This window comes from Piscinibacter defluvii (genome assembly GCF_004011805.1).
Lineage (GTDB): Bacteria > Pseudomonadota > Gammaproteobacteria > Burkholderiales > Burkholderiaceae_C > Piscinibacter > Piscinibacter defluvii.
Genome location: NZ_ML137200.1, coordinates 40,397 through 62,714 on the forward strand (window position 1 = coordinate 40,397; position 22,318 = coordinate 62,714).

A 22,318-nucleotide genomic window follows, 5' to 3' on the forward strand; every position below is an offset into this window, starting at 1 on the left:
CGGCCGCGGCGGACCCGGCTCCGCCGGACCGCCAGCGGCGCCCCCCTGGAGGGGGTCAACGCCGAATGGCACGGTGGCCGATGTCACTGCGGTACTGGGCGCCGTCGAAGCGGATGCTCGCGAGCGTGTCGTAGGCGCGCGACTGCGCCTGCTTCACCGAATCGCCCAGCGCGGTGACGCACAGCACGCGCCCGCCGCTGGCGACGAGCTGGCCGTCCTGCAGCGTGGTGCCGGCGTGGAAGACGATCGCATCGGGCGCCTCGGGCGGGAGGCCGCTGATCGCGTCGCCCTTGCGCGGCTCGAGCGGGTAGCCGTGCGCCGCCATCACCACGCCGAGCGCGACGCGGCGGTCCCACTCGAGCTCGACCTTGTCGAGCGTGCCGTCGGTGGCGTGCATCAGCAGCTCGAACAGGTCGCTCTTCAGCCGCATCATGATCGGCTGCGTCTCGGGGTCGCCCAGGCGTGCGTTGAACTCCACCGTGCGCGGCTGGCCCTGCGCGTCGATCATCAGGCCGGCATAGAGGAAGCCGGTGAACGGCGTGCCGTCGGCCGTCATGCCGGCGATCGTGGGCAGGATGATCTCGTGCATCACCCGCGCATGCACGTTCGGCGTGACCACCGGCGCGGGCGAGTAGGCGCCCATGCCGCCGGTGTTCGGGCCCTGGTCGGCATCGAGCAGGCGCTTGTGGTCCTGGCTGGTGGCCAGCGGCACCACGTGCCGGCCATCGCTGACGACGATGAAGCTGGCCTCCTCGCCCTCGAGAAAATCCTCGATCACCACGCGCGCGCCGCCCGCGTTGTGCTGCACGCCGAGCTTGTTGTCGCCGCTGTTGCCGGTGAGCATCCAGTCGATCGCCTGGTGCGCTTCGGCCAGCGTCGTCGCCACCACCACGCCCTTGCCGGCCGCCAGCCCGTCGGCCTTGATGACGATCGGCGCGCCGCGGCCGTCGACGTAGGCATGCGCGGCGGCCGCATCGGTGAAGGTCTCGTACTGCGCGGTCGGGATGCCGTGGCGCTTCATGAAGGCCTTGGCGAAGGCCTTGGAACTCTCCAGCTGCGCGGCCGCCCGGGTGGGGCCGAACACCCGCAGCCCGCGTGCGCGGAACAGGTCCACCACGCCGGCGGCCAGCGGCGCCTCCGGGCCGACCACGGTGAGCGCGATCTTCTCGGCCTGCGCGAAATCGGCCAGCGCCTCGAAGTCGGTGTAGGCGATGTTGTGCAGGCGCTTGTCGAGCGCCGTGCCGCCGTTGCCCGGCGCGACGTAGACGGTCTGCACCCGCGCCGACTGCACCAGCTTCCAGGCCAGCGCGTGCTCGCGGCCGCCACTGCCGATGACGAGGACCTTCATCCCTCAGCCTTCCATCCCGGCGTTGTGGTAGACCTCCTGCACGTCGTCGAGGTCCTCGATGACGTCCAGCAGCTTCTGCATGCGCTGCGCGTCCTCGCCGGAGAGTTCGATCGTGTTCTCGGCGCGCATCGTCACCTCGGCGATCTCGGGCTTCAGGCCGGCCGCCTCGAGCGCGTTCTTCACGGCCTCGAAGTCGGGCGGCGCGGTCAGCACCTCGATGGAGCCGTCGTCACCGGTGACCACGTCCTCGGCGCCGGCCTCGAGCGCGGCTTCCATCACCTTGTCTTCACTCGTGCCGGGGGCAAACACCAGCTGCCCGCAGTGCTTGAACTGGAACGCCACCGAGCCCTCGGTGCCGAGGTTGCCGCCGTACTTGCTGAAGGCGTGGCGCACCTCGGCCACGGTGCGCACCCGGTTGTCGGTCATGCAGTCGACGATGATCGCCGCGCCGCCGATGCCGTAGCCCTCGTAGCGGATCTCCTCGTAGGTGACGCCCTCGAGGTTGCCGGTGGCCTTGTCGATGTTCTTCTTGATCGTGTCGCCCGGCATGTTGGCCGCCTTGGCCTTGTCCACCGCCAGGCGCAGGCGCGGGTTGGCGGCCACGTCGCCGCCGCCCTGGCGCGCGGCGACCATGATCTCGCGGATGATGCGGGTCCAGACCTTGCCGCGCTTCTCGTCCTGGCGGCCCTTGCGGTGCTGGATGTTGGCCCACTTGGAATGCCCGGCCATAAGACTCCTCGGAAGGGCGCGCTCGCAGCGGCTGGCGGCGGCCCGGATGCTGTAGTTCGATAGACTGCGATTTTACCGAGCCAGCACCGCCCAGCCCCGAGGAGTTCCGCGATGCCCGATCCGATCCTGGTTGCCAAGCACGGCGACATCGAATGCCACCTGCTGCCGGGCCTGGCGAACCGCCACGGGCTGATCACGGGCGCCACCGGCACCGGCAAGACGATCACGCTGCAGACCCTGGCCGAGAGCCTGTCGAAGATCGGCGTGCCGGTGTTCATGGCCGACGTCAAGGGCGACTTGACCGGCATCAGCCAGAAGGGCGCGCTGCCGCCCAAGGTGGCAGCGATCATCAAGGAGCGCGGCCTGCCCGAACCCGAGCACGCCGCCTGCCCCACGACGCTGTGGGACGTGTTCGGCGAGCAGGGCCACCCGGTGCGCGCCACGGTCAGCGACATGGGCCCGCTGCTGCTGGCGCGCATGCTGGCGCTCAACGAGACGCAGCAGGGCGTGCTGACGCTGGTGTTCAAGATCGCCGACGACCACGGCCTCGCGCTGCTCGACCTGAAGGACCTGCGTGCGATGCTGCAGTACGTGGCCGACAACGCGAGTGAGTTTCAGACCGAGTACGGCAACGTCAGCGCGGCGAGCGTCGGCGCGATCCAGCGCGGCCTGCTGCAGATCGAGGAGCAGGGCGGCGACCGCTTCTTCGGCGAGCCGATGCTCGACATCGCCGACTTCATGCAGACCGACGGCGGCAAGGGTGTCATCAACATCCTCGCGGCCGACAAGCTGATGAACGCGCCGCGCCTGTACGCCACCTTCCTGCTGTGGATGCTTTCGGAGCTGTTCGAGCAGCTGCCCGAGGTGGGCGACCTCGAGAAACCCAAGCTGGCCTTCTTCTTCGACGAGGCGCACCTGCTGTTCAAGGACGCGCCGGCCGCGCTGGTCGAGCGCATCGAGTTGGTCGTGCGGCTGGTGCGCAGCAAGGGCGTGGGTGTGTACTTCGTGACGCAGAACCCGCTGGACATCCCCGACAGCGTGCTGGCCCAGCTCGGCAACCGCGTGCAGCATGCGCTGCGCGCCTTCACCCCGCGCGACCAGAAGGCGGTGAAGTCGGCCGCCTCGACGATGCGCGCCAACCCGAAGCTCGACATCGAGACCGCGATCACCGAGCTGGCGGTCGGCGAGGCACTGGTCAGCTTCCTCGACGAGAAGGGCCGCCCGAGCATCACCGAGCGGGTGTTCGTGCTGCCGCCGGGCAGCCAGATCGGGCCGATCACGCCCGAGCAGCGCAAGGCGCTGATCGCGAACTCGCTGGTGGCCGGGGTGTACGAGAAGGTGGTCGACCGCGAGTCGGCCTACGAGAAACTGCGCGGCCGCGCCGCGCAGAGCGCCGAGGTGGCCAACGAGATGGCGCGCGAGGCCGACTCGGCCGTCAAGGCCGGCAAGCCGCTGCCCGGGCGGCAGAGCGCGCCGCAGCAGGCCCCGGGCAACACGGACGCGGGCGGCGGCCTGCTCGGCGGGCTGAAAGACGTGCTGTTCGGCTCCACCGGCCCGCGCGGCGGGCGCCGCGAGGGGCTGGCCGAATCGGCCGCGCGCTCGGCGATGCGCAGCGTCGGCTCGGCGGTGGGCCGCGAGATCATCCGCGGCGTGCTCGGCGGCATCCTCGGCGGCGGTTCGCGCCGCCGTTGATCAGGGCAACACGGACAGCCTGAACTCCGGTCGCGCCAGCACCCGCGCGCTGGCTTCCAGCCGCGTCAACAGCCGGTTGGCGAAGTAGCTGTTCTGCGTGTCCGGCTCGAGGGCGGCCACCGCGAGGTGGGCCAGGGGCTGGTCGAGCGGCACGTACCAGCTGCCGGGCACGACGTCCAGCAGCGCCGGCACCGCCTCGACCTGCACCTTGACGATGCCCTCGCCCTCGACGATCGCGCCGCGCACGTCCTGGCGCTGGCCGGTCTCGCGCCCGGTTTCGCGCCAGGTCTCGCCGCGCACCACGCCGGTGGCCTCGATGCGCTGCACGATCACGCCGAGCTGGCGCAGCCGCGTCACGGCATCGGTCTCGGCCGCGTCGAGCCAGTAGCCGCACGGGCGTGGCCGCGACTTCACTGGGTTCAGCTGCAGGGCCGAGTCCCAGGCGACGGTCAGCAGGCGGTCGGCGCCGGTGGCCGGATCGATGAAGGTCAGGGTCTTCTCGCTCGGCGTGGCCGCCGCCTCGACCACCACCTCGCCGGTGCAGGCCAGCGCACTGACCTCGTTGTCGACGTAGGCACGCAGCTTCACCAGGTCGGCCGCGCGGTCCGCGGTGGCGCGCAGCACGGTGGAGATGGCCACCACGTGGGTGTGCACCCGGCGCGCCAGGTGCAGCCGGCCGATGCCGACGCCGCGCGTCTCGATCAGCAGGCTGACCGCGTTGCGCAGGCCGCCGACATTGCGGCCGGTGTCCGGCTGCACGCCGCCCATCGAGAGCTTCTTGTCGGCCGGGTCGGTCGAGGTGGTGTAGTACCACTCCGTGCTCAGCCCCTCCTGCTTCAGCGCCGCCAGCAGGGGCTGGCGGAACCATTCCTCGGCCGCCTTGAGCACGAACTCGGGCAGGTTGGCGGTGGTCGCGTACTGCAGCAGCGCGTCGTGGCGCTGGATGGCGCCGAACTTCTCCAGGTAGCGGCCCACCACGGTGTACTCGTGCGCATCGACCACCACGGCCGGGCGGTAGTCGCGCGCCAGGCGCGCCTGGGCCTGCGCCTCCGGCGTGCGCAGCAGCAGGTGATCGCGGTTGATGTCGATGCCACTGGCGCTGGCACGGCGCAGCTGGCGCGCTCCGTCCGGGTTGGCTCGCGGCAACACGATGACGTTGATGCGCTCCAGCAGCGGCGCGAGCGCGCCGCGCGCGAGCTGCTGCGCGATGACCAGCAGCGCCTCGGCGCCGGCCGGCTCGTCGCCATGCTGCTGCCCCACCAGCAGCACCGTCGGGCGGCCGGCGGCGCGCAGCGAGGCCGGGTCGGATTCGGGCAGCCGCGTGAACAGCAGCGCCTCGATCGGCACCCCGGCCTGCGAGCTGCCGAGGTTCAGCAGCTGGATGCGGGTGCCGCCGCCGCCCGGGGGCAGCGCATGCAGCAGCGCCTGCAGTTCGACCTCGCCGGTGTAGCCGGTGTGGCCGGCGGCGAACGCCGGCGTGTCGTAGCGCAGCGGCGGGTCCGGGAAGCGGGCCGCCACGGCCGCGCCATAGGGCGCCGAGGCGGCTGGCCCCGGCTCCACGGCCACCGGGCCCGGCGCACGCACCGGTACGCTGCGCGCCGGCTCCGGGGCCGCAGCGGATGCCGCCGCCGGCGCCGCGAGCACCGTCGCCGGGGTGCTCGCCGTGCTGCGCGCCGCCGTCGGCGCCGGCATCGGCGACGAGCAGGCCGCCGCGAGCAAGGCCGCACCGAGCGCGGCCCACAGTGGAACGGGTGGCGTCATGTCGGTCGGCACGGGCGGTCCCTGGGGCTGGCGACTATAGGCGAGGCGCGGCACACGGACCATCCGGCGCACCATCGATGCCTCGCTCACAATGGCGGGGCCGGAACCCTCCCGTCGCCTACCGATGAAGACGCTGCTGTTCGTGCTCGTGCTGCTGGCCGTGGTGGTCGCGCTCGCCTCGCAGCTCGGGCTGCTGCGCGGCCGCACGCCCGGCGACCTCGGTGTGCGCGACGGGCGGCTGAAGCCGCCGTCGATGTCACCCAACAGCGTCAGCAGCCAGGCCGGGCTGTACCCCGATCACCCGCAACGCGCCTACGCGCAGATCGCCCCGCTGCCGGTGCGCGGCAGCGGACCGGAGACCATCGAGCGCTTGCGCCGCATCGTCGAGGCCATGGAAGGCGCGAAGGTCGTGAAGGCCGACAGCGGCTACCTGTACGCGCAGTACACGTCGAAGATGATGAAGTTCGTCGACGACGCGGAGTTCTGGTTCGATCCGCGCAGCAACGTGATCCAGGTGCGCTCGGCCTCGCGCCTGGGGCGCAGCGACTTCGGCGTGAACCGCGCGCGCATCGAGGCGATCCGCACGCGCCTGGAAGGCCCCGAGAAACCCTGAGGCCGCGCCGGAGCGGCCCGGGCGATCAGTTCGGGCCGATCTCGGGTTCGTCGGCCAGGGCGCGCCGGACCATGGCGTCCATGGTCTGCTGCAGGAAGTGGCGCTGCACCACGGTGCGTCCGTTGACCACGATCTTCAGGCTGGCCGGCGTGGCCGGTGCGGCCTGCGGCCCGACGGGTGGCAGCGCGGGGGTTTCGGAAGCCTGCGGGAGGTTCATCGCGGCGCTCCTCAACCGGCCCGGCCGGCGCCCAGGGACGCCTGCGCGACGCTGGGCGGGCTCAGCACCATCAGGGCGGCCAGCGCGACCGTGGCCAGCATGACGGCACCGACGATGCCGATCGCCATGCGGCGCCGGCGCCGGGCCTTGGCCTCGGCGACGTAGGATTCGTAGAGCTTCATGCGGCGTTCCTTTCGGATCCGGCGCACTGTTGCGCCGGTGCCGCAAATCTAGGAAATGCCACCGCCGCTCGCATCGCTCGTTGGGGGGACCGGCCTAGAGCGCCCCCTCGAACCGAGGGCGGCCGGTCAGTGCCGGAACTTGCGCTCGCCGCGGTCCCAGTCACCGCGGTCGCGGTAGCCGTCGCGGTGACCCCATCGGTTGTCGTGGCGGTCGTACGCGTTGGGGATGCCGTCGCGGTCGCGGTCACCCCAGGCCCCGTGATATCCCACCGGCACCGGCCGGTACACCACCGGCGGGCCGTAGACGACCGGGGCCGGCCGGTACACCACGCGCGGCGGGGGCGGCGCGTAGACCACCGGGGCCGGCGCATAGACCACGGGCGGCGGGGCGTACACGACCGGCGGCGGGGCGTAGACCGGCGGCGCATTGGAGATCACGGTGCCGATCGGCGGAGCGCTGATGCCGATGGACCAGTACACGTTGCCGGCATGGGCCGCGCCCGTGGCCAGCAGCGAAGCGGTGGCGGCGACAGCGGCGATCAGGGACTTGCTCATAGCAGTTTCTCCTTCAGAGGCGGCCAGCAGGCCGGCCTGTCTCCACAACGCGTTGGCCGGGTGGCGGCGTTGACCTTGGCCAAGCCGCCGCAGGTAAAGAGATATTTCTGGCCGGCGTGGCGCGCCCGCGACACCGCGGACCCCACCGATAGAATCGTTTCATGACCTCGCCCCCCGCTGCCGACACGCCCAAGCCGAGCAACTTCCTGCGCCAGATCATCGAGCGCGACCTCGACCAGGGCACCTACGCGCAGCGCCGCTTTGCCGGCACGCCGGGCGATGCCGCGCACCACGCGGCTGCGCCGCTGGATGCGGCACGCATCCGGACCCGCTTCCCGCCCGAGCCGAACGGTTACCTTCACATCGGCCATGCCAAGAGCATCACGCTGAACTTCGGGCTGGCGGCCGAGTACGGCGGCATCTGCCACCTGCGCTTCGACGACACCAACCCCGAGAAGGAAGAGCAGGAGTACGTCGACTCGATCGTCGACGCGGTGAAGTGGCTCGGCTTCGACTGGAAGGTGGGCGGCGTCGACCATCTCTACTACGCCAGCAACTACTTCGACTTCATGTACCGCGCCGCCGAGGCGCTGATCGAGGCGGGGCTGGCCTACGTCGACGAGCAGACGCCCGAGCAGATGCGCGCCAACCGCGGCGACTTCAACACCCCCGGCACCGACAGCCCGTTCCGCGGACGTTCGCCGGCCGAGAACCTGGCGCGCTTTCGCGAGATGCGCGACGGCAAGCATGCCGACGGCGCGATGGTGCTGCGCGCGAAGATCGACATGGCCTCGCCGAACATCAACCTGCGCGACCCGGCCATCTACCGCATCAAGCACGCCGAGCACCACAACACCGGCGACCGCTGGTGCATCTACCCCATGTACACCTATGCGCACCCGATCGAGGATGCGCTCGAGCAGATCACGCACAGCATCTGCACGCTGGAGTTCGAGGACCAGCGGCCGTTCTACGACTGGCTGCTCGACACGCTGTGCCGGCTCGGCCTGCTGGCCCCGCCGCGGCCGCACCAGTACGAGTTCGCGCGGCTGAACGTCACCTATGTCATCACCAGCAAGCGCAAGCTGAAGGCACTGGTCGACGAGAAGATCGTCGACGGCTGGGACGATCCGCGCATGCCCACCATCGTCGGGCTGCGCCGGCGCGGCTACACGCCCGAGGCGATCCGGCTGATGTGCGAGCGCGCCGGCACCAGCAAGGCCGGCGGCTGGACCGACTACGCCAGCCTGGATCTCGCGCTGCGCGACGACCTGGAAGGCAAGGCGCCGCGTGCGATGGCGGTGCTCGAGCCGCTGCGGCTGAAGCTGACGAACTGGGCCGAGGTCTTCGGCGGCGCCGCCAGCGAGCCCTGCCACGCCCCGGCGCATCCGCAGCGGCCCGAGCTCGGCGAACGCCGCTTCGCGCTCGGCCCCGAACTCTGGATCGACCGCGAGGACTTTGCCGAGACGCCGCCCAAGGGATTCTTCCGCCTCTTCCCCGGCAACAAGGTGCGGCTGAAGTACGCCCTGGTGGTCGAGTGCACCGGCTGCGAGAAGAACGCCGCCGGCGAGGTGACCGCCGTGCTTGCCAGCATCGTGCCGGACACGCGCAGCGGCACGCCGGGCGCGGACCGCGTCAAGGTCAAGGGCACCATCACCTGGGTCGGCGCCGCCGACGCCGTGCCGGCCGAACTGCGCCTGTACGACCGCCTCTTCACCGAGGAGCAGCCCGACGCCGGCGGCAAGGACTTCAAGGCCAGCCTGAACCCGAACAGCAAGCGTGTGGTGCGCGGCTTCGTCGAACCCTCGCTCGCGGCGCTGGCACCCGACTCACGCGTGCAGTTCGAGCGCCACGGCTACTTCGTGACCGACCGGCTGGATCACGGCGCCGCGGCGCCGGTGTTCAACCGCATCGCCACGCTGAAGGATTCCTGGGGCAAGTGAGGCCTGCGCCTCAGGCGAGGCAGGTGCGGTTCTTGCCGGTGCGCTTGGCCTCGTAGAGGCCCTGGTCGGCGCGCTCGAGCGCGGCCTCGAGCGTCTCGCCGAGCCGGTAGGCGGTGACGCCGGCCGAGAAGGTGACGAACACCGGCTTCTGGTCGTGCATGAACAGGCTGCCGGACAGGCTGCGCTGCAGCCGCGACAGGATCTGCTGGCCCTCCTCGACCGTGGTGCCGGGCAGCAGCACGACGAATTCCTCGCCGCCGAAGCGCGCCACCATGTCGCTCGGGCGCAGGGACCCGGCGACCGCCGCCGCCAGCGAGCGCAAGGCCTCGTCGCCGGCGGCATGGCCGAGCTGGTCGTTCAGGCGCTTGAAGTTGTCGATGTCGAGCAGGCCGACGGCCAGCGGGTCGCTGCTGCGCTCGACCCGCGCCCGCTCGGCCTCGAAGGCCTGCAGCAGGCCGCGGCGGTTGGCCACCTGGGTCAGCTGGTCGGTGGAGACCTCGCTGGACAGGCGCCTCAGCTCGCTTTCCAGCTCGCCGACGCGTGCGGTCAGCTCGCTCGCCTTGGCATGCTCCTCCTGCAGGCGCGACTGGGTCTGCTGCACGAGGGCCTGCACGGTGCGGCTCTCCTCGACCATCTCGCGCACCACGCCAGCCAGGCTCTCGAGCGAATCGGCCTTCTCGATCACGTCGGCGTAGCGGCCCACGCTCTCGTGGAAGCGCCCCGTCTGCGAGCCGAGCTCGCCGAGCTCGGAGAGCATGCGGTTGATCAGCGACTTGAGCGCATCGCGTGCCTTCTCGCGCTCGGCGCGCAGATGGCCCTGGCGTTCACGGGTGTCGCGCAGCAGCTCGCTGACCGAGCGCACGCCGCGCGCGCTCAGGCCCTCGTCGAGCTTGGCGCGCATCGCGTCGCACTGGCCGCGCGCCCAACTGTCGTCCTCGGCCAGGTCGGTCAGGCTCGCGGTCAGTTCCTGGCACAGGCTGCCGAGCTGGTCCACCAGGTGGTGGCGGTGCTGCAGCACGCGGGCGGCGTCGCGGCACAGCCGGTCGAGCTGGTCGGCCAGCGGGGCGGTTGCGCCCTCGTCCACCAGACGCTGCTGCAGGCCAGCGAGCGCCTCGCCGAGGCGCTGCGCGGACGGGTCCTGCGGCGGCAGCGCGGCGCGGGTGGTGTCGCCGAAGCTGCCGACCACGCGCTCCCAGTGCTGCGGGGGCGCCTCCAGCGCGATCGGCTCGAGCAGCGGCGCGGCCGGGGCCGGCGCGGCGGCGGGGGCCTCGTCCAGCGGGGCGGGCGCGGTCTGCGGGGCTTCGTCGGGCCGGTCGTCGTCCCAGCTCGTCACCAGCTGGGACAGACGCTGCTGCAACCGTTTCGCGTCGCTGCGGCTGCCGTCGAGCACCCGCTGCAGGCTGTCCTTCTTGCGCGCCGCGGTCCAGTGCCGGCCGCCGCGCTCCAGTCCGCGTGTCAGCCGGCCGATCAGCGCGGCCAGCGCCGGCCCGTCCGCGGCGGGCGGCGTATCGCCAGCCTCGAGCGCGTAGGCACGGGCATAGTTCTCGGGGGTGGGCTCCTGCTTGTCGAGCACCAGGCGGCGCAGCGCGGCCTTGGCCAGCTCGGCGGGTGCCACACGGGTGGCGGAGTCAGCGCCCATCGGATCCGCCGGCCGGCTTGAGGCGCGAGTCGCGCCCGTCGAACGGGCGCAGCGTCTCGCCGAAGTCCGGGCCGCCGACCTTGCCGATCCACGGCGCCTTGCGCGGCAGCACGGTCTGCTGCAGCCAGGCCTCGATCTCGTCGGCCGGCTTGGGCTTGCTGAACAGGAAGCCCTGCATCACGCTGCAGCCGAGCCGGTGCAGCACCTCCATCTGGCGCAGGTTCTCCACGCCCTCGGCGATCACGCGCAGCGACAGCGAACGCGCCAGCGCGATGATCGCGGTGACCACCGCCGAGCTCTGCGGCGTCATGCCCAGGTCGCGCACGAAGCTGCGGTCGATCTTCAGCTCGGAGATCGGCAGCGTGGTCAGGTAGGCGAGCGAGGAGTAGCCGGTGCCGAAGTCGTCGATCGAGATCTCGACGCCGATCTCGTTGAGCCGGTGCAGCGACGGGATCACGTTCTGCAGGTCCTTCATCAGGCCCGTCTCGGTGATCTCGAGCTGGATCGCGTGGTGCGGCACGCCGTAGGTCGTCACCGCATCGTGGATGTGCTCGACCAGGTCGGTGCGCTCGAACAGCCGGTTCGGCAGGTTCACGGCGATCGAGTCGGCGAAGCCGAAGCTGTCCTGCCACAGGCGTGCCTGGCGGGCCGCCTCGCGGATCGCCCACTCCGACAGCGGGGTGATCAGGCCGGTCTCCTCGGCCAGCGGGATGAAGTCGCCCGGCGGCACCAGCACGCCGCCGCGCTGCCAGCGCATCAGCGCCTCGGCGCCGACCATGCGGCCGGCCAGCACGTCGATCTTGGGCTGGTAATGCAGCACCAGCTCGTCGCGCTCGATCGCCTTGTGCAGCGCACTCTCGAGCTCGAGCTTCTCGCGCCCCTTGCCGGCCAGGCCCGGGGTGTAGAGCGAGGCGGCGTTGCGGCCGCTGGACTTGACCGAGTACATCGCCACGTCGGCGTTGCGCATCAGGTCGGCCATGGTCACGCCGTCGCGCGGGAAGAGCGCGATGCCGACGCTGGCGGTGACGAAGCACTCCTGCCCGCCGACGAAGATCGGCTCGCGCATCAGGTCGAGGATGCGTCGTGCCACGCGCTCGGCGTCGCGCTCGTCGCCGACCTCGGGCAGCAGCGCGACGAACTCGTCGCCGCCGAGCCGGCCGACGGCCTCGAGCGTGCGGTGCGAGCGCGAGCCCATCGCCTCGAGCGCACTTTCCATCACCTGGTCGGAGTGCCGCACGCAGCTGCGCAGGCGGCGCGACACCTCCATCAGCAGCTCGTCGCCGGCGCCGTGGCCGAGCGTGTCGTTGATGACCTTGAAGCGGTCCAGGTCGATCAGCAGCAGCGCCACCTGGTGGCCCAGGCGCCGCGCGTGCTCGAGCGCACGCTCGGTGCGCCACATCAGCTGGCGGCGGTTCGGCAGACCGGTCAGCGAGTCGAAGTTGGCCAGGTGGCGGATGCGGTCCTCCGCCATGCGGCGGTCGGTCACGTCCTGCACGATGCCGGTGTAGCCGACCAGGTTGCCGTGTTCGTTGAACTCGGGTTCGGCCTCGACGTGCACGATGCGCTGGCGGCCGTCCATCAGCGTGACCGGCACGTCGGTGGCCAGCACCGAACTGTGCTTGAGCACCTCGCGCAGCACGGTGAGCAGGCCGTCGCGGTCGTCCTGCGGCAGCATGCGCAGCACGGTGCGGAAGCTGAGCCGGTCCTCCGGCCCGAGGCCGAACACGCGCAGGCCCTCGACCGAGAACACCGGCCCGCCGGTGCCGCGCCTCCAGTCGAAGCTGCCCATGCGCGCCAGGTCCTGCGCGCGGGCCAGTCGGGCCTTGTTGCGCTCGAGCTCCTGGCGCGTGCGCGAGGAGCGCAGCAGGTAGCGCAGCCGCCCGGCCAGCAGGCTCCACTGGGTCGACTTGACGAAGAAGTCGGTCGCGCCGGCCTCGTAGGCGCGGGTGATCGAGGCGTCGTCGTCCAGGCCGGTCAGCATCAGCACCGGCAGCGACTCGAAGCCGGGCATCGCGCGCAGCTGGCGGCAGGTGTCGAAGCCGTCCAGTTCGGGCATCAGCGCGTCGAGCACGACGACGTCGGGCAGCCAGTCGGCCAGCAGCCGCATCGCCTGCTGGCCGCTGGTGGCCTCGGTGATCGCGAAGCCGCGCTCGCGCAGCGCGATCGAGGTCAGCAGCAGGTTGACCTCGTCGTCGTCGACCAGCAGCACCTTGGGCTGGCGCGGCAGGTCGTCGTCGTCGAGCGTGGCGCCGGCGTTCATCACGGCGTCTCCGTCCAGGCGCGCACGGCCTTCAGCACCTTGTCGATCTCCGCGTACACCGAGGCCAGGCGCGGCTCCAGACCGTCGGACTCGCCGACGCGGATGCGGTTCTCGATCTCGGCACACTGCTGCGACAGCAGCAGCGCCCCGATGCTGGCCGAGGAGGCCTTCAGCGTGTGCACCACGTGGCGGATGCCGCCCGGGTCGCCGCTGCGCTCGGCCTCGCGCAGCTGCGGCAGCAGCCGCGCGACCGAGGTCTCGAAGGCCTGCATGACACGCTGGATCAGCCGGTTGTCGCCGCGCGGGTCGAGCTCGCGCAGCTTGTCCAGCGCGGCGGCGTCCAGCACCCGGCCCGTGCCGGCGGGCAGGCCCGCGTCCGGCACGTCGGCCGAGGGTTGGGGCGCATCGGGCGGGATCAGGGGTCGCAGCATCTCGTCGTGGGCATCCGGATCGCAGGTATTGTCCCCGACATCGGGTGTCGTGCCGGCCCCCGGTACTGATGGCACCCTACCCGGCACAAGGGAGGATGTCACGGCGGCGCCCGGCGCGGCCAGCCCCGGCGACGCGGCCGGAGGGGGCGAAGGCGGCAACTCCGCACGCGGCGCGAGCTCGCTCCGGGCCGCCGCGGCGAGTTGCTGCCCGAGCTGATCGAGCAGCGCCACCATGGCGTCGCGGTCGGCCGCCAGGGCCGGCTCGGCCAGCTGCAGCACCGCCAGCGGCGTGCCGTCGAACACCACCGGCAAGGCGAACGGCCCGCCGTCGCGCCCGGCAGCCCGGCCGTCGCGCAGGGCGGTGCCCAGCGGCTCGTGCTCCAGCCGCACCCGGTGCTCGACGCCGCGCCCGCCCGGACCGGCGTCGATGAGGGTCACCAGGCGCGCCAGCGGCGGCTCCAGCGCCAGCACGCGGTGCGCCACCGCGACGCGGCAGCCCAGCTCGGCGCGCAGCACGTCCAGTGCGGCCAGCAGCGCGGCATCGAACGAGCCGGCGGCCGCCACGGCGCGCCCGGCGAGCTCGGCCGCCTCGAGCAGGCCGTCCCGGTCGAGCGACCGGGCGGCGATCGGGTCGTCGGCGGCATGATCCGCGCGGCGCTGCGCGGCGGCCATGCGCCAGCAGGCGAACGAGCCGATCAGCGCCAGGCCGGCCACGGCCGTCAGGCCGGTGGCGGCGTGCTCGGGCCCCGCCAGCGCCGCGGCGGCAGAAACGGCAGCGACCCAGAACAGGGTGCGTGAGAGTCGGAGCAGCATGTCAGTTGTCGATGGCGGCTACAGCCACGCTCGCCGCATGAAGCACCGAGGCCTGACCAAGCTTCCCGCCGCGGAACCGGTTCGGCCGGGCCGCTGGCGGGCGGCCCCCTCGGGGGGTAGCGAGCGAAGGCGAGCTCGGGGGCTTCATTTCAGTCGATCCGCCGGCGCGGGGTGCGAGGGGCCGCGGCAACGTGGCCGTGACTTCGGCCCGCCGGGGACGAACTTGAACCCACGCCGCGGGCAGCCATCACGAAGTCGGTCCTTACAATCGGTCGCATGCCGGATGCCGCCTCGGAGTTCGCGACCTGGCCGTGGTGGGCGATCGCGGCGCCCTCCCTGCTGGCGGGCGCCCTGCTGGCCTGGTGGGTCTGGCGCCGCCAGGCACGCCTGGCGGCCGAGCTGCGCGAGGCCCGCGAGGCGCTGCGCCGGCTCGAATCGCTGCTCGACCAGTGGCGCTGGCAGAGCGACGTCCAGGGCCGCCTGACGTTGCTCCAGGCGCCGCATGGTCACCCGCAGACCCCGGGCGAGCCCGGCGGCGCGATCTGGGAGCGCTTGCGCCCCGAGGACAGCGCCAACATGCGCGCCCGGCTCGAGGCCGGTGAGGCGCTGCATGACCTGGCGGTGAGCTTCGCGCCGGCGCCGGGCACGCCGCCGCGGCGCGCGCTGCTGCGCGCCGCGCCGCGCAGCGACGAACGCGGCGGCTTCGCCGGCCACGACGGCCTGCTGCGCGAGCTGCCGGAATTCGTCGCGACGCCGGCCGAGGCCGGCAACGCCAACGGTGACGCCGCCGACGCCGAGCAGGCCTCGTTCAGCTACACCGTCTCGCACGACCTGCGGGCGCCGATCCGCGTCGTCGAGGGATTCACCAAGATCCTCAAGGAAGACTACGGGCGCGTGCTCGACCGCATCGGCAACGACCACCTCGACCGGGTGCTGGGCGCCGCCGCGCGCATGAACAGCATGATCGACGCGCTGCTGGCGCTGTCGCGGCTGACCTCGCAGCCGCTGGTGCGCCAGCCGGTCAACCTGAGCCAGCTGGCCGGCTACGTGGCCGAGGACCTGCGCCGCCAGACCCCCGGACGCGAGGTGGCCCTGCACGTCGAGCCCGGCCTGCAGGTCAGCGGCGATCCGACGCTGCTGCGCCTCGTGCTCGAGAACCTGCTGGGCAATGCGTGGAAGTACACCGGCAAGTGCCGCGCGCCGGAGGTCTGGCTGCAGCGCCACCCGCAGCGCGCCGACACCTTCACGGTGCGCGACAACGGCGCCGGCTTCGACATGCGCTTCGCCGACCGGCTGTTCGGCGTGTTCCAGCGCCTGCACAGCGCGAGCGATTTCCAGGGCACCGGCATCGGCCTGGCGACCGTGCGGCGCATCGTGCGCCGGCACGGCGGCGAGGTCTGGGCGGAGGCCGAGGTAGACCGCGGCGCGGCCTTCCACTTCACGCTGCCGCCGGGCTGAGCAGCCGGGCCGGTCAGTCGCCGCTGGCCGACAGCAGCTCGACGGCCTGCAGCACACGCTCGGCCTGCTCGGCCAGCGGACGGTTCTCGTTGCGCGCCAGGCGCTGCAGGCGCTCCAGCGCGGGGCCGCGGGCGAGCGAGTAGCGGTGCATCAGCACGCCCACCGCCATCGCGACACCCGGCGCGAGCGCCGCGTCGGCCGGCGCCGCAGTCACCGGCGGCGCCGGGACGCGCCGCCCCGCCTGTCCGAGCGCGGCCTCGACGGCCGGCACGATCTGGCGGATGTCCAGCGGCTTGACCAGGTAGGCGACGGCCCCGAGCGCCTTGACCTGCGCCACCGTCGCGTCGTCCGAGAAGGCGGACAGGAACATGAACGGGATCTGGCAGTACTCGCGCAGGTAGGCGGCCACGTCGAAGCCGCTCTTGCCTTCCATGCGGATGTCCAGCAGCGCCAGGTCGGGCTTGTGCTCGCGCGCCAGCAGGATGGCGTCGTCGCCGTTGTCGGCGTCGATCACGCGGTAGCCGGCCTGCGACAGGCCATGCGCCAGCGTGGCCAGCACCAGCCGGTCGTCGTCCACCACGAGGATCGTGCCCTTGTCGCTCACGCTGCGCTCCCGAGCCGGCATTGTCGGGCAATCGCCGCGCCTGCACTCATGCGGGTGGCAACCGGGTGATGCAGGGCGGCCGGAGCGTGACACACGCCCGCACCGTGTCGCCGTGCTGCTCGATCGCGAGGGTGGCGCTGCGGCGCGGCAGCAGCGCGCGCACCAGGCCGAGGCCCGACACGCCGCCCGGATAGCGCGCCAGGCTGAAGCCCTCGGGCAGTCGCGCCCGGTTGGCGATGACCAGCTGCACGCCCTGCTCGTCGCAGCCGAGCGTGCAGCAGACGCTGTCCTGGCTGTGCTTGACCGCATTGGTCAGCAGCTCGTTCACGGTCAGCGCGATCGGGATCGACTCGGCCTCCGGCAGCGCCCAGGCGTGCGGTTGCGGCCCCTCGACGGCGAAGGCGATCGTGCGCCCGAAGGTGCGCTGCACCGAGCCGGTGATCGCCTCGACCACGCTCTTGATGCGCAACGGCCCGGTCACGCCGACCTGCAGGCCGTAGACCTGCGCGATCGCCTGCACCTGGCCGATCACCTCGGACATCACGCCGGCCACCTCGGGCTTGCGCTGGCCGATCTGCTGCAGCAGGCCGGCCACGCCCTGCAGGTTGTTCTTGATGCGGTGGTGCACCTCCTTGACCAGCATCTCGCGCTGCGCGATGGCGGCCTCGAAACGCGCCTCCTGCGCGGCGCGCTGCTCGGTCACGTCGGTGGCCACCAGCAGCAGCTGGTCGGGCGGCTGGCCGGGCACGGCGGCCAGCGGCAGGTAGCGCGCGTCCCACACCACCGTCGCGCCGCCCTCCTGCACGCGGTACTCGCGCTGCAGCAGCTCGCGCGCGGCCAGTGCCTGCTCCATGTCGGCGCGGCGCTGCGCCGCCACGCGCGGCAGGAACACCTGTTCCGGCGTGCGGCCGATCAGCTCGTCGGGCGTGCGGTGCAGGCTGCGCGCCGCGACCCGGTTGATCTGCAGGATCTTCAAGGTGCGGGCGTCGCGCAGCGTGATGGCCATCGGCGCGGCCTCGATGATGCGCTGCAGCGAGGCCTGCGCCTCGCCGACCCGCGCCTCGGCCTGGCGGCGGCGCTCGATGTCGAGCAGCGCATAGGTGAGCTGCCGGCCGGTCGATTCGCGCCCGGTCACCACCGCGTTGCCCACTACCCAGAACTCGCGCCCGTCGCGCGCCTTGACGCGGCACTCGAAGGTCTCGGCCTGGCCCTCCGGCAGCTCCTCCAGGTAGTGGGTGCGGCGGAACGGGTGGCCCGGCTCGGGCGTCGCGACGGTGGAAATCGGCTGGTTCAGGAAGTCGGCCAGGTCGCCGCCGAACATGCGCCGCGCCGAGCGGTTCATCCACTCGATGCCCTGCTTGCCGACGATCACGATGCCCACCAGCACCGAATCGAGGATCGCGCGCGTGCGTTCGGCCTGCAGCGCCACGGCGAGCTCGGCGCGGTGGCGCGCGTCCACGTTCACGTACGAGGCGATGAAGCCGCGCGCCGGGTCGGCGTCGGCGGCCAGGCGCAAGCCGGCCTGCACCCACAGCAGCGAGCCGTCGCGCCGGCGCAGTTGCAGCTCGCCACTCCAGCGGCCGTCCTCGCGCAGCGCCTGCTCCTGCTGCGGCCAGCGGCGCGCGAACTCGGCCGGGTCGGCGTACAGCGTCGACAGCGTCAGCCCGGCCAGCTCGCCCACCGGCCAGGCGGTCAGCTGCGCCAGCGCCTCGTTGGCGCGCTGGATGCGCCCCTCGCGGACATAGGCGATGCCGACCTCGGACAGGCTGAACATCAGCTCGCGCTCGCGCGCCACCTGCTCCAGCTCGGCCTGCTGCAGCTTGAGCCGGGTGATGTCGGACAGCACCGCGATCAGCTCGTGCGCATTGCCGCCGTCGTCGGTGCGGCGCACCGACAGCGCGTACCAGTGCGGCGCGGCGCCGGGCGCGGCGAGTTCGAACTCGGTCTCGTGCAGCGCGCCGGGTGCGAGCGTGCGCAGTGTCTCGAGCAGCTGGCGCTGCGTGGCGGTGGCGTCGCCCACCAGCGCGCCCAGACCGCGCCCGACCGCGCTGCCGGGCGCCAGCCCGAGCATGGCCTCGAAGCGCCGGTTGCAGCGCACCAGCAGCCCGCCGCGCAGCTGCGCGATGCCGGTCACCGTGCTCTCGAGGATGTTGCTCATCTCGCGCAGCAGCTCCTCGGCGCGCAGCTGGGCCTGCTGCTGCTCGGTGAAGTCGAGCGTGACGACCGAGGTGGTGCGCTTGCCGGAGGACAGCGTGGCCGGCTCGACCCGCGTCAGCAGCCAGCGCAGCCCCAGCTCGGGGTGGCGGATCGCGTAGCGCACCTCGGCGCGCTCGGCGTTCTTCAGCGCCTGCTGCAGGCGCTCGAACTCGGGCAGCGACTCGGGCACCACCACGTCGCGCCCGATCGCCTGCAGCGCCGACGGGCCGGACGGCGCCGCGCCGGCGGCCGCGGGCCGGCGCACCCAGCCGGAGGACTCCTGGAAGGTGGCCAGGCCGACGCCGGCGGTGTCCATCATCGCGCCGATCTGCATCTGGGCGAGGTCGCGCTCCTCCTCGACGCTGCGGTCCTCCACCACCGCCATGTAGCGCCGCTTGCCGCCCGGTGCCTTGTAGCAGCGCACGATGGCTCGCAACCGGCGCGGCCCGCCTTCGGGACCGTCGAGCCAGACACGGGTCTCCAGCGGCGCGGCGGCCGGCTGCAGCCCCGGCAGCGCCGCCTCGCCCTGCCAGCCCAGCAGCTCCTGCAGCGGCGCGGGGGCCTCCGGCAGCGTGACCGGCGCGCTGCCGGCCAGCGCCTCGAAGGCCGGGTTGCAACGCACCAGCAGGCCGCGTTCGTCGTACAGCACCATGCCCAGCGGGCTCAGGTCGAACCAGTCGTCGAGCTCGCGCGCCGAACGGTCGGCGCGTTCGCGCGCCACGTGCTCGGCGGTGGAGTCCTGCATCAGCGTGAGCCACAGCGTGCCGCCCTGCTCATCGGCCAGGCGCTGGCGCGTGCCGCGGAACCAGCGCTCGCGCCCGGCGGCATCGACGATGCGGCGCTCGTACAGCGGCGGCACGCCACCCTGGGCGCGCGCCACCTCGCGCGCGGCCAGCGCGGTGGCGCGGTCCTCCTCGGGCTGCAGCTCGATCGGGTCACGCCCGATCAGCGCCTCGCGCGGCCGGCCGCTGAACTCGACGAAGGCCGCGTTGACGTCGACCAGGCGGAACGCCGCATCCTGCAGCATGGCCGGGAACGGACCGTCCCACCACGGGCCGGTGGCCTCGGCGGCGGGCAGCGCGGCCGCCGGCACGGGCGCCGGGTCGGCCTGCAGGCGCAGCAGCGCGTGGCCGCTGGGCAGACGGCGCCAGGCGAGCGTGGCGCGCCGGCCGTCCGGAAGCTGCACCGGCGGCGGCTCGGCGCTGCGGGCGCGCCCGCCATGCGCGGCCAGCAGCCAGTCGGTGGCGGCGTCGCCGAGCGCGCCGCGCAACTGCCCGAGCGTGGCGCCGAGCGCCGGCGGCACCAGGCGCAGCGCGGCCGTGTTGGCGAACACCACCGTGGCACCGAGATCGAGCACGGCGACCGCGTCGCCGAGCGTGTCGAAGAACTCGTACCAGGCCGCCAGCGGCAGCCGGGTCTCGGGACGGACCGGGCCCTTCAGTGCCACGCCCGTCCCATGCGCGTCACTCCAGCTGCCCCGCCGCGGTGAGTGCGCGCAGCTGGGCGCGGTTGACCTCGCTGACGCTCATCATCAGCGCGTCGGCGGCCTCGCGGAAGTCGTACAGCGACTCGTTCTCGATCGCCCGCACCATCGCCATGTAGGGCTGGAACGGGCCGCTCTCCTCCACCAGCGCCTGGTGGACACGTGCCGGCACCGGGATGTTGCCCAGCAGCTCGGCGAAGGGCTGCTGGAACATGCGGTCCAGCAGCGAGAACACGCCGCAGATGAACAGCTCGTTGCGCATCTCCTCGTCGCTGCCGGCGCGGCCGAGCTCCTCGGCCAGCAGGCCGCGGCGCACCGCGGCGAACATCACCGGCTTGAGGTTCGGGTCCTTGCTGCCGGTGGCCAGCAGCAGCGCCAGCCAGCGCTTCAGGCGCTGGTAGCCGAGCATCATCAGCGCGTGGCCGAAGGAGCTGATCTCCACCCGCAGGCCGAAGGCCGGCGAGTTGATGTAGCGCATCAGCTTGAATGCGAGCGACGGGTCGCGCTTGAGCGTGGCCTCGAGCCTGTCGATCGGCGCCTCGGCGTCGACCAGGCGGATCAGCTCGAGCATCACCTGCATGTCGGGCTGGCCGGCGGTCTTGGACTTGACGGCGCCCGAGGCGATCACGTCGTCGATCGGCCAGCCGAGCACGGCCTGCGCACCGCGCGCGAAGGCCTGCTCCATCTCGGCGACCGTGCGCACGCCGGCCTGCACGTGCGGGATGTTGCGCGTCACCCCCGGCGGCGGCTGCGAACCGTCGACGCGGCGCTCGTCGGCCAGGTCGATGATCGAGTACTTGAAGCAGGGCAGCACCTCGCGCGGCAGCTCCTGCAGGGGCCGGCCCTTGAGCAGCAGCGTGTTGCCGTTGCGGTGCAGCGCGGCGATGGCGGCGCTGTTGGCCGGGTCCACCGCCATGAAGGCCGGGATCTCGACCATCACGTTGGCGGCCGGCTGCGCGTCCATCAGCTCCTGCAGCAGCGACTCGCTGGTGACGTTCAGCGAGACGCGCCCGCCGTCGGCCGGCCAGACGCCGCCGATCGCGTGCAGCAACTGCGCCGCGTCGGGCAGTTGGTCGGGCTTGAGCGGGAAGACGGTGAGCCGCGTCGCCGAGACGGCGCGGTTCTTGTCGATGAAGGGCGAGTAGCCGAAGGCCACCTGGCCGAGGATCGCGACGTCCAACATGATCTGTGGTCTCAGCTGTTGAGGTACTGGAAGAGGGACAGGCGCTGGACCATCGAGTACGACTTCAGCGCGGCATCGTAGCCGGTTTGCCGGTTCTGGAACTCGGAGATGGCCTGCGTCATGTCCAGGTCCTCGGCCCGGCTGCGCTCGGTCTGGTTGGCGAGCTTCTGCGTGTCGAGGCGGCTGGTCTCGTGCTCGATGCGCGCCAGCACCTCGCCGGCCACGGCGCGGGCACGCTGCATCTGGCCCATGGACTGGTCGATGTCGCGCAGCGCGTCGGTGTTGCCCTGGGCGATCTGCGCCGCGCTGCGGCCGGGCGTCGAAAGCTGGTTGATCGCGCGGTCCAGCGTGTCGAACACCGACAGCGTCGGCGTCGAGGGCGCGATCGTGAACTGGTCGCCGTTGGCCGGCACACCGCTGATCTTGAAGGTCATGCCGTCGACCGCGATGTCCTGCCCGCTGGTGTAGGGCGCGGCGGTGATCGCGGTCGGGTTGCCGTTCTGCAGCACCGCGTAGGTGGTGCCGGCGCCGGAGACGCTGAACTGGATCGTGTAGTTCGCGCCGGTCAGGGCGCCGGGGTCGCTGACCTGGCCGTTGTCGATCCATGCGCCGGTCACGCCGGCCGCCGCGCTGGTGACGTACACGCCGTTGCCGGTGCGTGCGCTCATGAACACCGACGAGCCGTCGGCCGACAGCGGCAGGTCGGTGCCGCCCTCGGTGCGCACCTCGCCGGTCAGTCCCTGGTAGGCCACGCCGCCGGGCTGGTCGGCAAAGGGCACGGCGCTCGCGCTCTGCCCGCCGAAGAGATAGGTGCCGGCGCCGTCGGTGCGGTTGGCCACCGACAGCAGCTGCTCGCGGATCGCCCGCAGCTTGGCCGCCAGACCGGCGCGCTCCTGGTCGCTGTAGGAGGCGTTGCCGGCCGCCACCAGGCCCTCGCGCGCCTCCTGCAGCAGGTCCTCCGCGTCGGACATCGCGCTCTCGGTCTGCGACATCACGGTGCGGCTCGCCTCCACCGCACGCTGGCTGGTGTCGGCGCGCAGCACGCCGGCCAGCGCGCGCTCGGCACGTGCCGCTGCGGCCGGGTCGTCGCTCGCCTTGGCGACACGCTTGCCGGTGGTCAGCTGGTCCTGCAGGTCGGTCAGCTCGACCTGGCGCTTCATCAGCGTCTCGATGGCCTGGTCGTGGGCGTGGGCAGTGCTGATGCGCATGGG

General features: G+C 72.4%; 17 protein-coding genes. 4 read left to right on the forward strand and 13 right to left on the reverse strand.

Going from position 1 to position 22,318, the window contains the following annotated elements:
* Positions 1–55: 55 nt before the first annotated feature.
* Entirely contained in the window at positions 56–1,348 is a 1,293-nt protein-coding gene (purD, locus tag D9C15_RS08650; RefSeq protein WP_127997046.1) for a phosphoribosylamine--glycine ligase, read from the reverse strand.
* A 3-nt stretch (positions 1,349–1,351) separates the two neighbouring features.
* Positions 1,352–2,077 carry a YebC/PmpR family DNA-binding transcriptional regulator gene (locus D9C15_RS08655; RefSeq protein ID WP_127997047.1) on the reverse strand — a complete coding sequence of 242 codons (726 nt, stop codon included), beginning with the start codon at positions 2,075–2,077 and terminating at the stop codon, positions 1,352–1,354.
* A 111-nt stretch (positions 2,078–2,188) separates the two neighbouring features.
* On the opposite strand from D9C15_RS08655, the gene D9C15_RS08660 reads away from it, so the two are divergent.
* Complete coding sequence (locus D9C15_RS08660) at positions 2,189–3,769, forward strand: helicase HerA-like C-terminal domain-containing protein (protein ID WP_127997048.1); 1,581 nt, start codon at positions 2,189–2,191, stop codon at positions 3,767–3,769.
* Here D9C15_RS08660 and D9C15_RS08665 read toward each other — a convergent pair whose 3' ends face one another.
* Positions 3,770–5,530 (reverse strand): M14 family metallopeptidase, encoded by a 1,761-nt coding sequence (locus D9C15_RS08665; RefSeq protein ID WP_240668337.1) that lies wholly within the window; start codon positions 5,528–5,530, stop codon positions 3,770–3,772. It lies immediately after the preceding gene.
* Positions 5,531–5,654: 124 nt separating this feature from the next.
* On the opposite strand from D9C15_RS08665, the gene D9C15_RS08670 reads away from it, so the two are divergent.
* Positions 5,655–6,143, forward strand: a complete 489-nt coding sequence (locus tag D9C15_RS08670; protein ID WP_127997049.1) for a DUF1499 domain-containing protein — start codon at positions 5,655–5,657, stop codon at positions 6,141–6,143.
* A 25-nt stretch (positions 6,144–6,168) separates the two neighbouring features.
* Here the strand turns inward: D9C15_RS08670 and D9C15_RS08675 are convergent, their stop codons facing one another.
* From D9C15_RS08675 to D9C15_RS08680, 3 genes are all read right to left on the reverse strand, one after another.
* Complete coding sequence (locus D9C15_RS08675) at positions 6,169–6,360, reverse strand: hypothetical protein (protein ID WP_127997050.1); 192 nt, start codon at positions 6,358–6,360, stop codon at positions 6,169–6,171.
* Positions 6,361–6,371: 11 nt separating this feature from the next.
* Positions 6,372–6,542 (reverse strand): hypothetical protein, encoded by a 171-nt coding sequence (locus D9C15_RS33360; RefSeq protein ID WP_164886685.1) that lies wholly within the window; start codon positions 6,540–6,542, stop codon positions 6,372–6,374.
* Positions 6,543–6,668: 126 nt separating this feature from the next.
* A complete protein-coding gene (locus D9C15_RS08680) occupies positions 6,669–7,097 on the reverse strand; it encodes a glutelin (protein WP_127997051.1) in 429 nt (142 codons plus the stop codon).
* A gap of 161 nt (positions 7,098–7,258) precedes the next feature.
* Between D9C15_RS08680 and D9C15_RS08685 the strand changes: the two genes are divergently transcribed.
* On the forward strand, positions 7,259–9,040 hold the full coding sequence (locus D9C15_RS08685; RefSeq protein ID WP_127997052.1) for a glutamine--tRNA ligase/YqeY domain fusion protein: 1,782 nt from the start codon (positions 7,259–7,261) through the stop codon (positions 9,038–9,040).
* Between the two features lie 10 nt (positions 9,041–9,050).
* On the opposite strand, the gene D9C15_RS08690 is transcribed toward D9C15_RS08685, so the two are convergent.
* The 3 genes from D9C15_RS08690 to D9C15_RS08700 are packed head-to-tail and all read right to left on the reverse strand — an operon-like array spanning position 9,051 to position 14,183.
* Positions 9,051–10,679 carry a GGDEF domain-containing protein gene (locus D9C15_RS08690; protein ID WP_127997053.1) on the reverse strand — a complete coding sequence of 543 codons (1,629 nt, stop codon included), beginning with the start codon at positions 10,677–10,679 and terminating at the stop codon, positions 9,051–9,053.
* Positions 10,669–12,939, reverse strand: coding sequence for a putative bifunctional diguanylate cyclase/phosphodiesterase (locus D9C15_RS08695; protein WP_127997054.1), 2,271 nt, complete (start codon positions 12,937–12,939; stop codon positions 10,669–10,671). Before D9C15_RS08695 ends, D9C15_RS08690 begins: the two co-directional genes overlap by 11 nt.
* Entirely contained in the window at positions 12,939–14,183 is a 1,245-nt protein-coding gene (locus tag D9C15_RS08700) for an Hpt domain-containing protein (RefSeq protein WP_127997055.1), read from the reverse strand. Before D9C15_RS08700 ends, D9C15_RS08695 begins: the two co-directional genes overlap by 1 nt.
* 276 nt (positions 14,184–14,459) lie before the next feature.
* Here D9C15_RS08700 and D9C15_RS08705 point away from each other — a divergent pair, with 276 nt between their 5' ends.
* Complete coding sequence (locus D9C15_RS08705; protein ID WP_127997056.1) at positions 14,460–15,641, forward strand: sensor histidine kinase; 1,182 nt, start codon at positions 14,460–14,462, stop codon at positions 15,639–15,641.
* Between the two features lie 13 nt (positions 15,642–15,654).
* On the opposite strand, the gene D9C15_RS08710 is transcribed toward D9C15_RS08705, so the two are convergent.
* From D9C15_RS08710 to flgL, 4 genes are read right to left on the reverse strand one after another with little or no spacing between them, the layout of a single operon-like run.
* Complete coding sequence (locus tag D9C15_RS08710; RefSeq protein ID WP_240668338.1) at positions 15,655–16,245, reverse strand: response regulator; 591 nt, start codon at positions 16,243–16,245, stop codon at positions 15,655–15,657.
* Between the two features lie 46 nt (positions 16,246–16,291).
* Positions 16,292–19,888: a PAS domain-containing sensor histidine kinase gene (locus tag D9C15_RS08715; protein WP_127997058.1), complete on the reverse strand. Its 3,597-nt coding sequence runs from the start codon at positions 19,886–19,888 to the stop codon at positions 16,292–16,294.
* Positions 19,889–19,904: 16 nt separating this feature from the next.
* Entirely contained in the window at positions 19,905–21,107 is a 1,203-nt protein-coding gene (locus tag D9C15_RS08720) for an EAL and HDOD domain-containing protein (protein WP_240668339.1), read from the reverse strand.
* A gap of 11 nt (positions 21,108–21,118) precedes the next feature.
* On the reverse strand, positions 21,119–22,315 hold the full coding sequence (gene flgL / locus D9C15_RS08725) for a flagellar hook-associated protein FlgL (protein WP_127997059.1): 1,197 nt from the start codon (positions 22,313–22,315) through the stop codon (positions 21,119–21,121).
* Positions 22,316–22,318: the final 3 nt, after the last annotated feature.

Coding starts and splice junctions, on each gene's coding strand:
- D9C15_RS08655 (WP_127997047.1), bottom strand. CDS start 2,077: ATGGCCGGGCATTCCAAGTGGGCCAACATCCAGCACCGCAAGGGCCGC.
- D9C15_RS08665 (WP_240668337.1), bottom strand. CDS start 5,530: ATGACGCCACCCGTTCCACTGTGGGCCGCGCTCGGTGCGGCCTTGCTC.
- flgL (WP_127997059.1), bottom strand. CDS start 22,315: ATGCGCATCAGCACTGCCCACGCCCACGACCAGGCCATCGAGACGCTG.
- D9C15_RS08705 (WP_127997056.1), top strand. CDS start 14,460: ATGCCGGATGCCGCCTCGGAGTTCGCGACCTGGCCGTGGTGGGCGATC.
- D9C15_RS08695 (WP_127997054.1), bottom strand. CDS start 12,939: ATGAACGCCGGCGCCACGCTCGACGACGACGACCTGCCGCGCCAGCCC.
- D9C15_RS33360 (WP_164886685.1), bottom strand. CDS start 6,542: ATGAAGCTCTACGAATCCTACGTCGCCGAGGCCAAGGCCCGGCGCCGG.
- D9C15_RS08670 (WP_127997049.1), top strand. CDS start 5,655: ATGAAGACGCTGCTGTTCGTGCTCGTGCTGCTGGCCGTGGTGGTCGCG.
- D9C15_RS08685 (WP_127997052.1), top strand. CDS start 7,259: ATGACCTCGCCCCCCGCTGCCGACACGCCCAAGCCGAGCAACTTCCTG.
- D9C15_RS08680 (WP_127997051.1), bottom strand. CDS start 7,097: ATGAGCAAGTCCCTGATCGCCGCTGTCGCCGCCACCGCTTCGCTGCTG.
- D9C15_RS08720 (WP_240668339.1), bottom strand. CDS start 21,107: ATGTTGGACGTCGCGATCCTCGGCCAGGTGGCCTTCGGCTACTCGCCC.
- D9C15_RS08690 (WP_127997053.1), bottom strand. CDS start 10,679: ATGGGCGCTGACTCCGCCACCCGTGTGGCACCCGCCGAGCTGGCCAAG.
- D9C15_RS08700 (WP_127997055.1), bottom strand. CDS start 14,183: ATGCTGCTCCGACTCTCACGCACCCTGTTCTGGGTCGCTGCCGTTTCT.
- D9C15_RS08660 (WP_127997048.1), top strand. CDS start 2,189: ATGCCCGATCCGATCCTGGTTGCCAAGCACGGCGACATCGAATGCCAC.
- purD (WP_127997046.1), bottom strand. CDS start 1,348: ATGAAGGTCCTCGTCATCGGCAGTGGCGGCCGCGAGCACGCGCTGGCC.
- D9C15_RS08675 (WP_127997050.1), bottom strand. CDS start 6,360: ATGAACCTCCCGCAGGCTTCCGAAACCCCCGCGCTGCCACCCGTCGGG.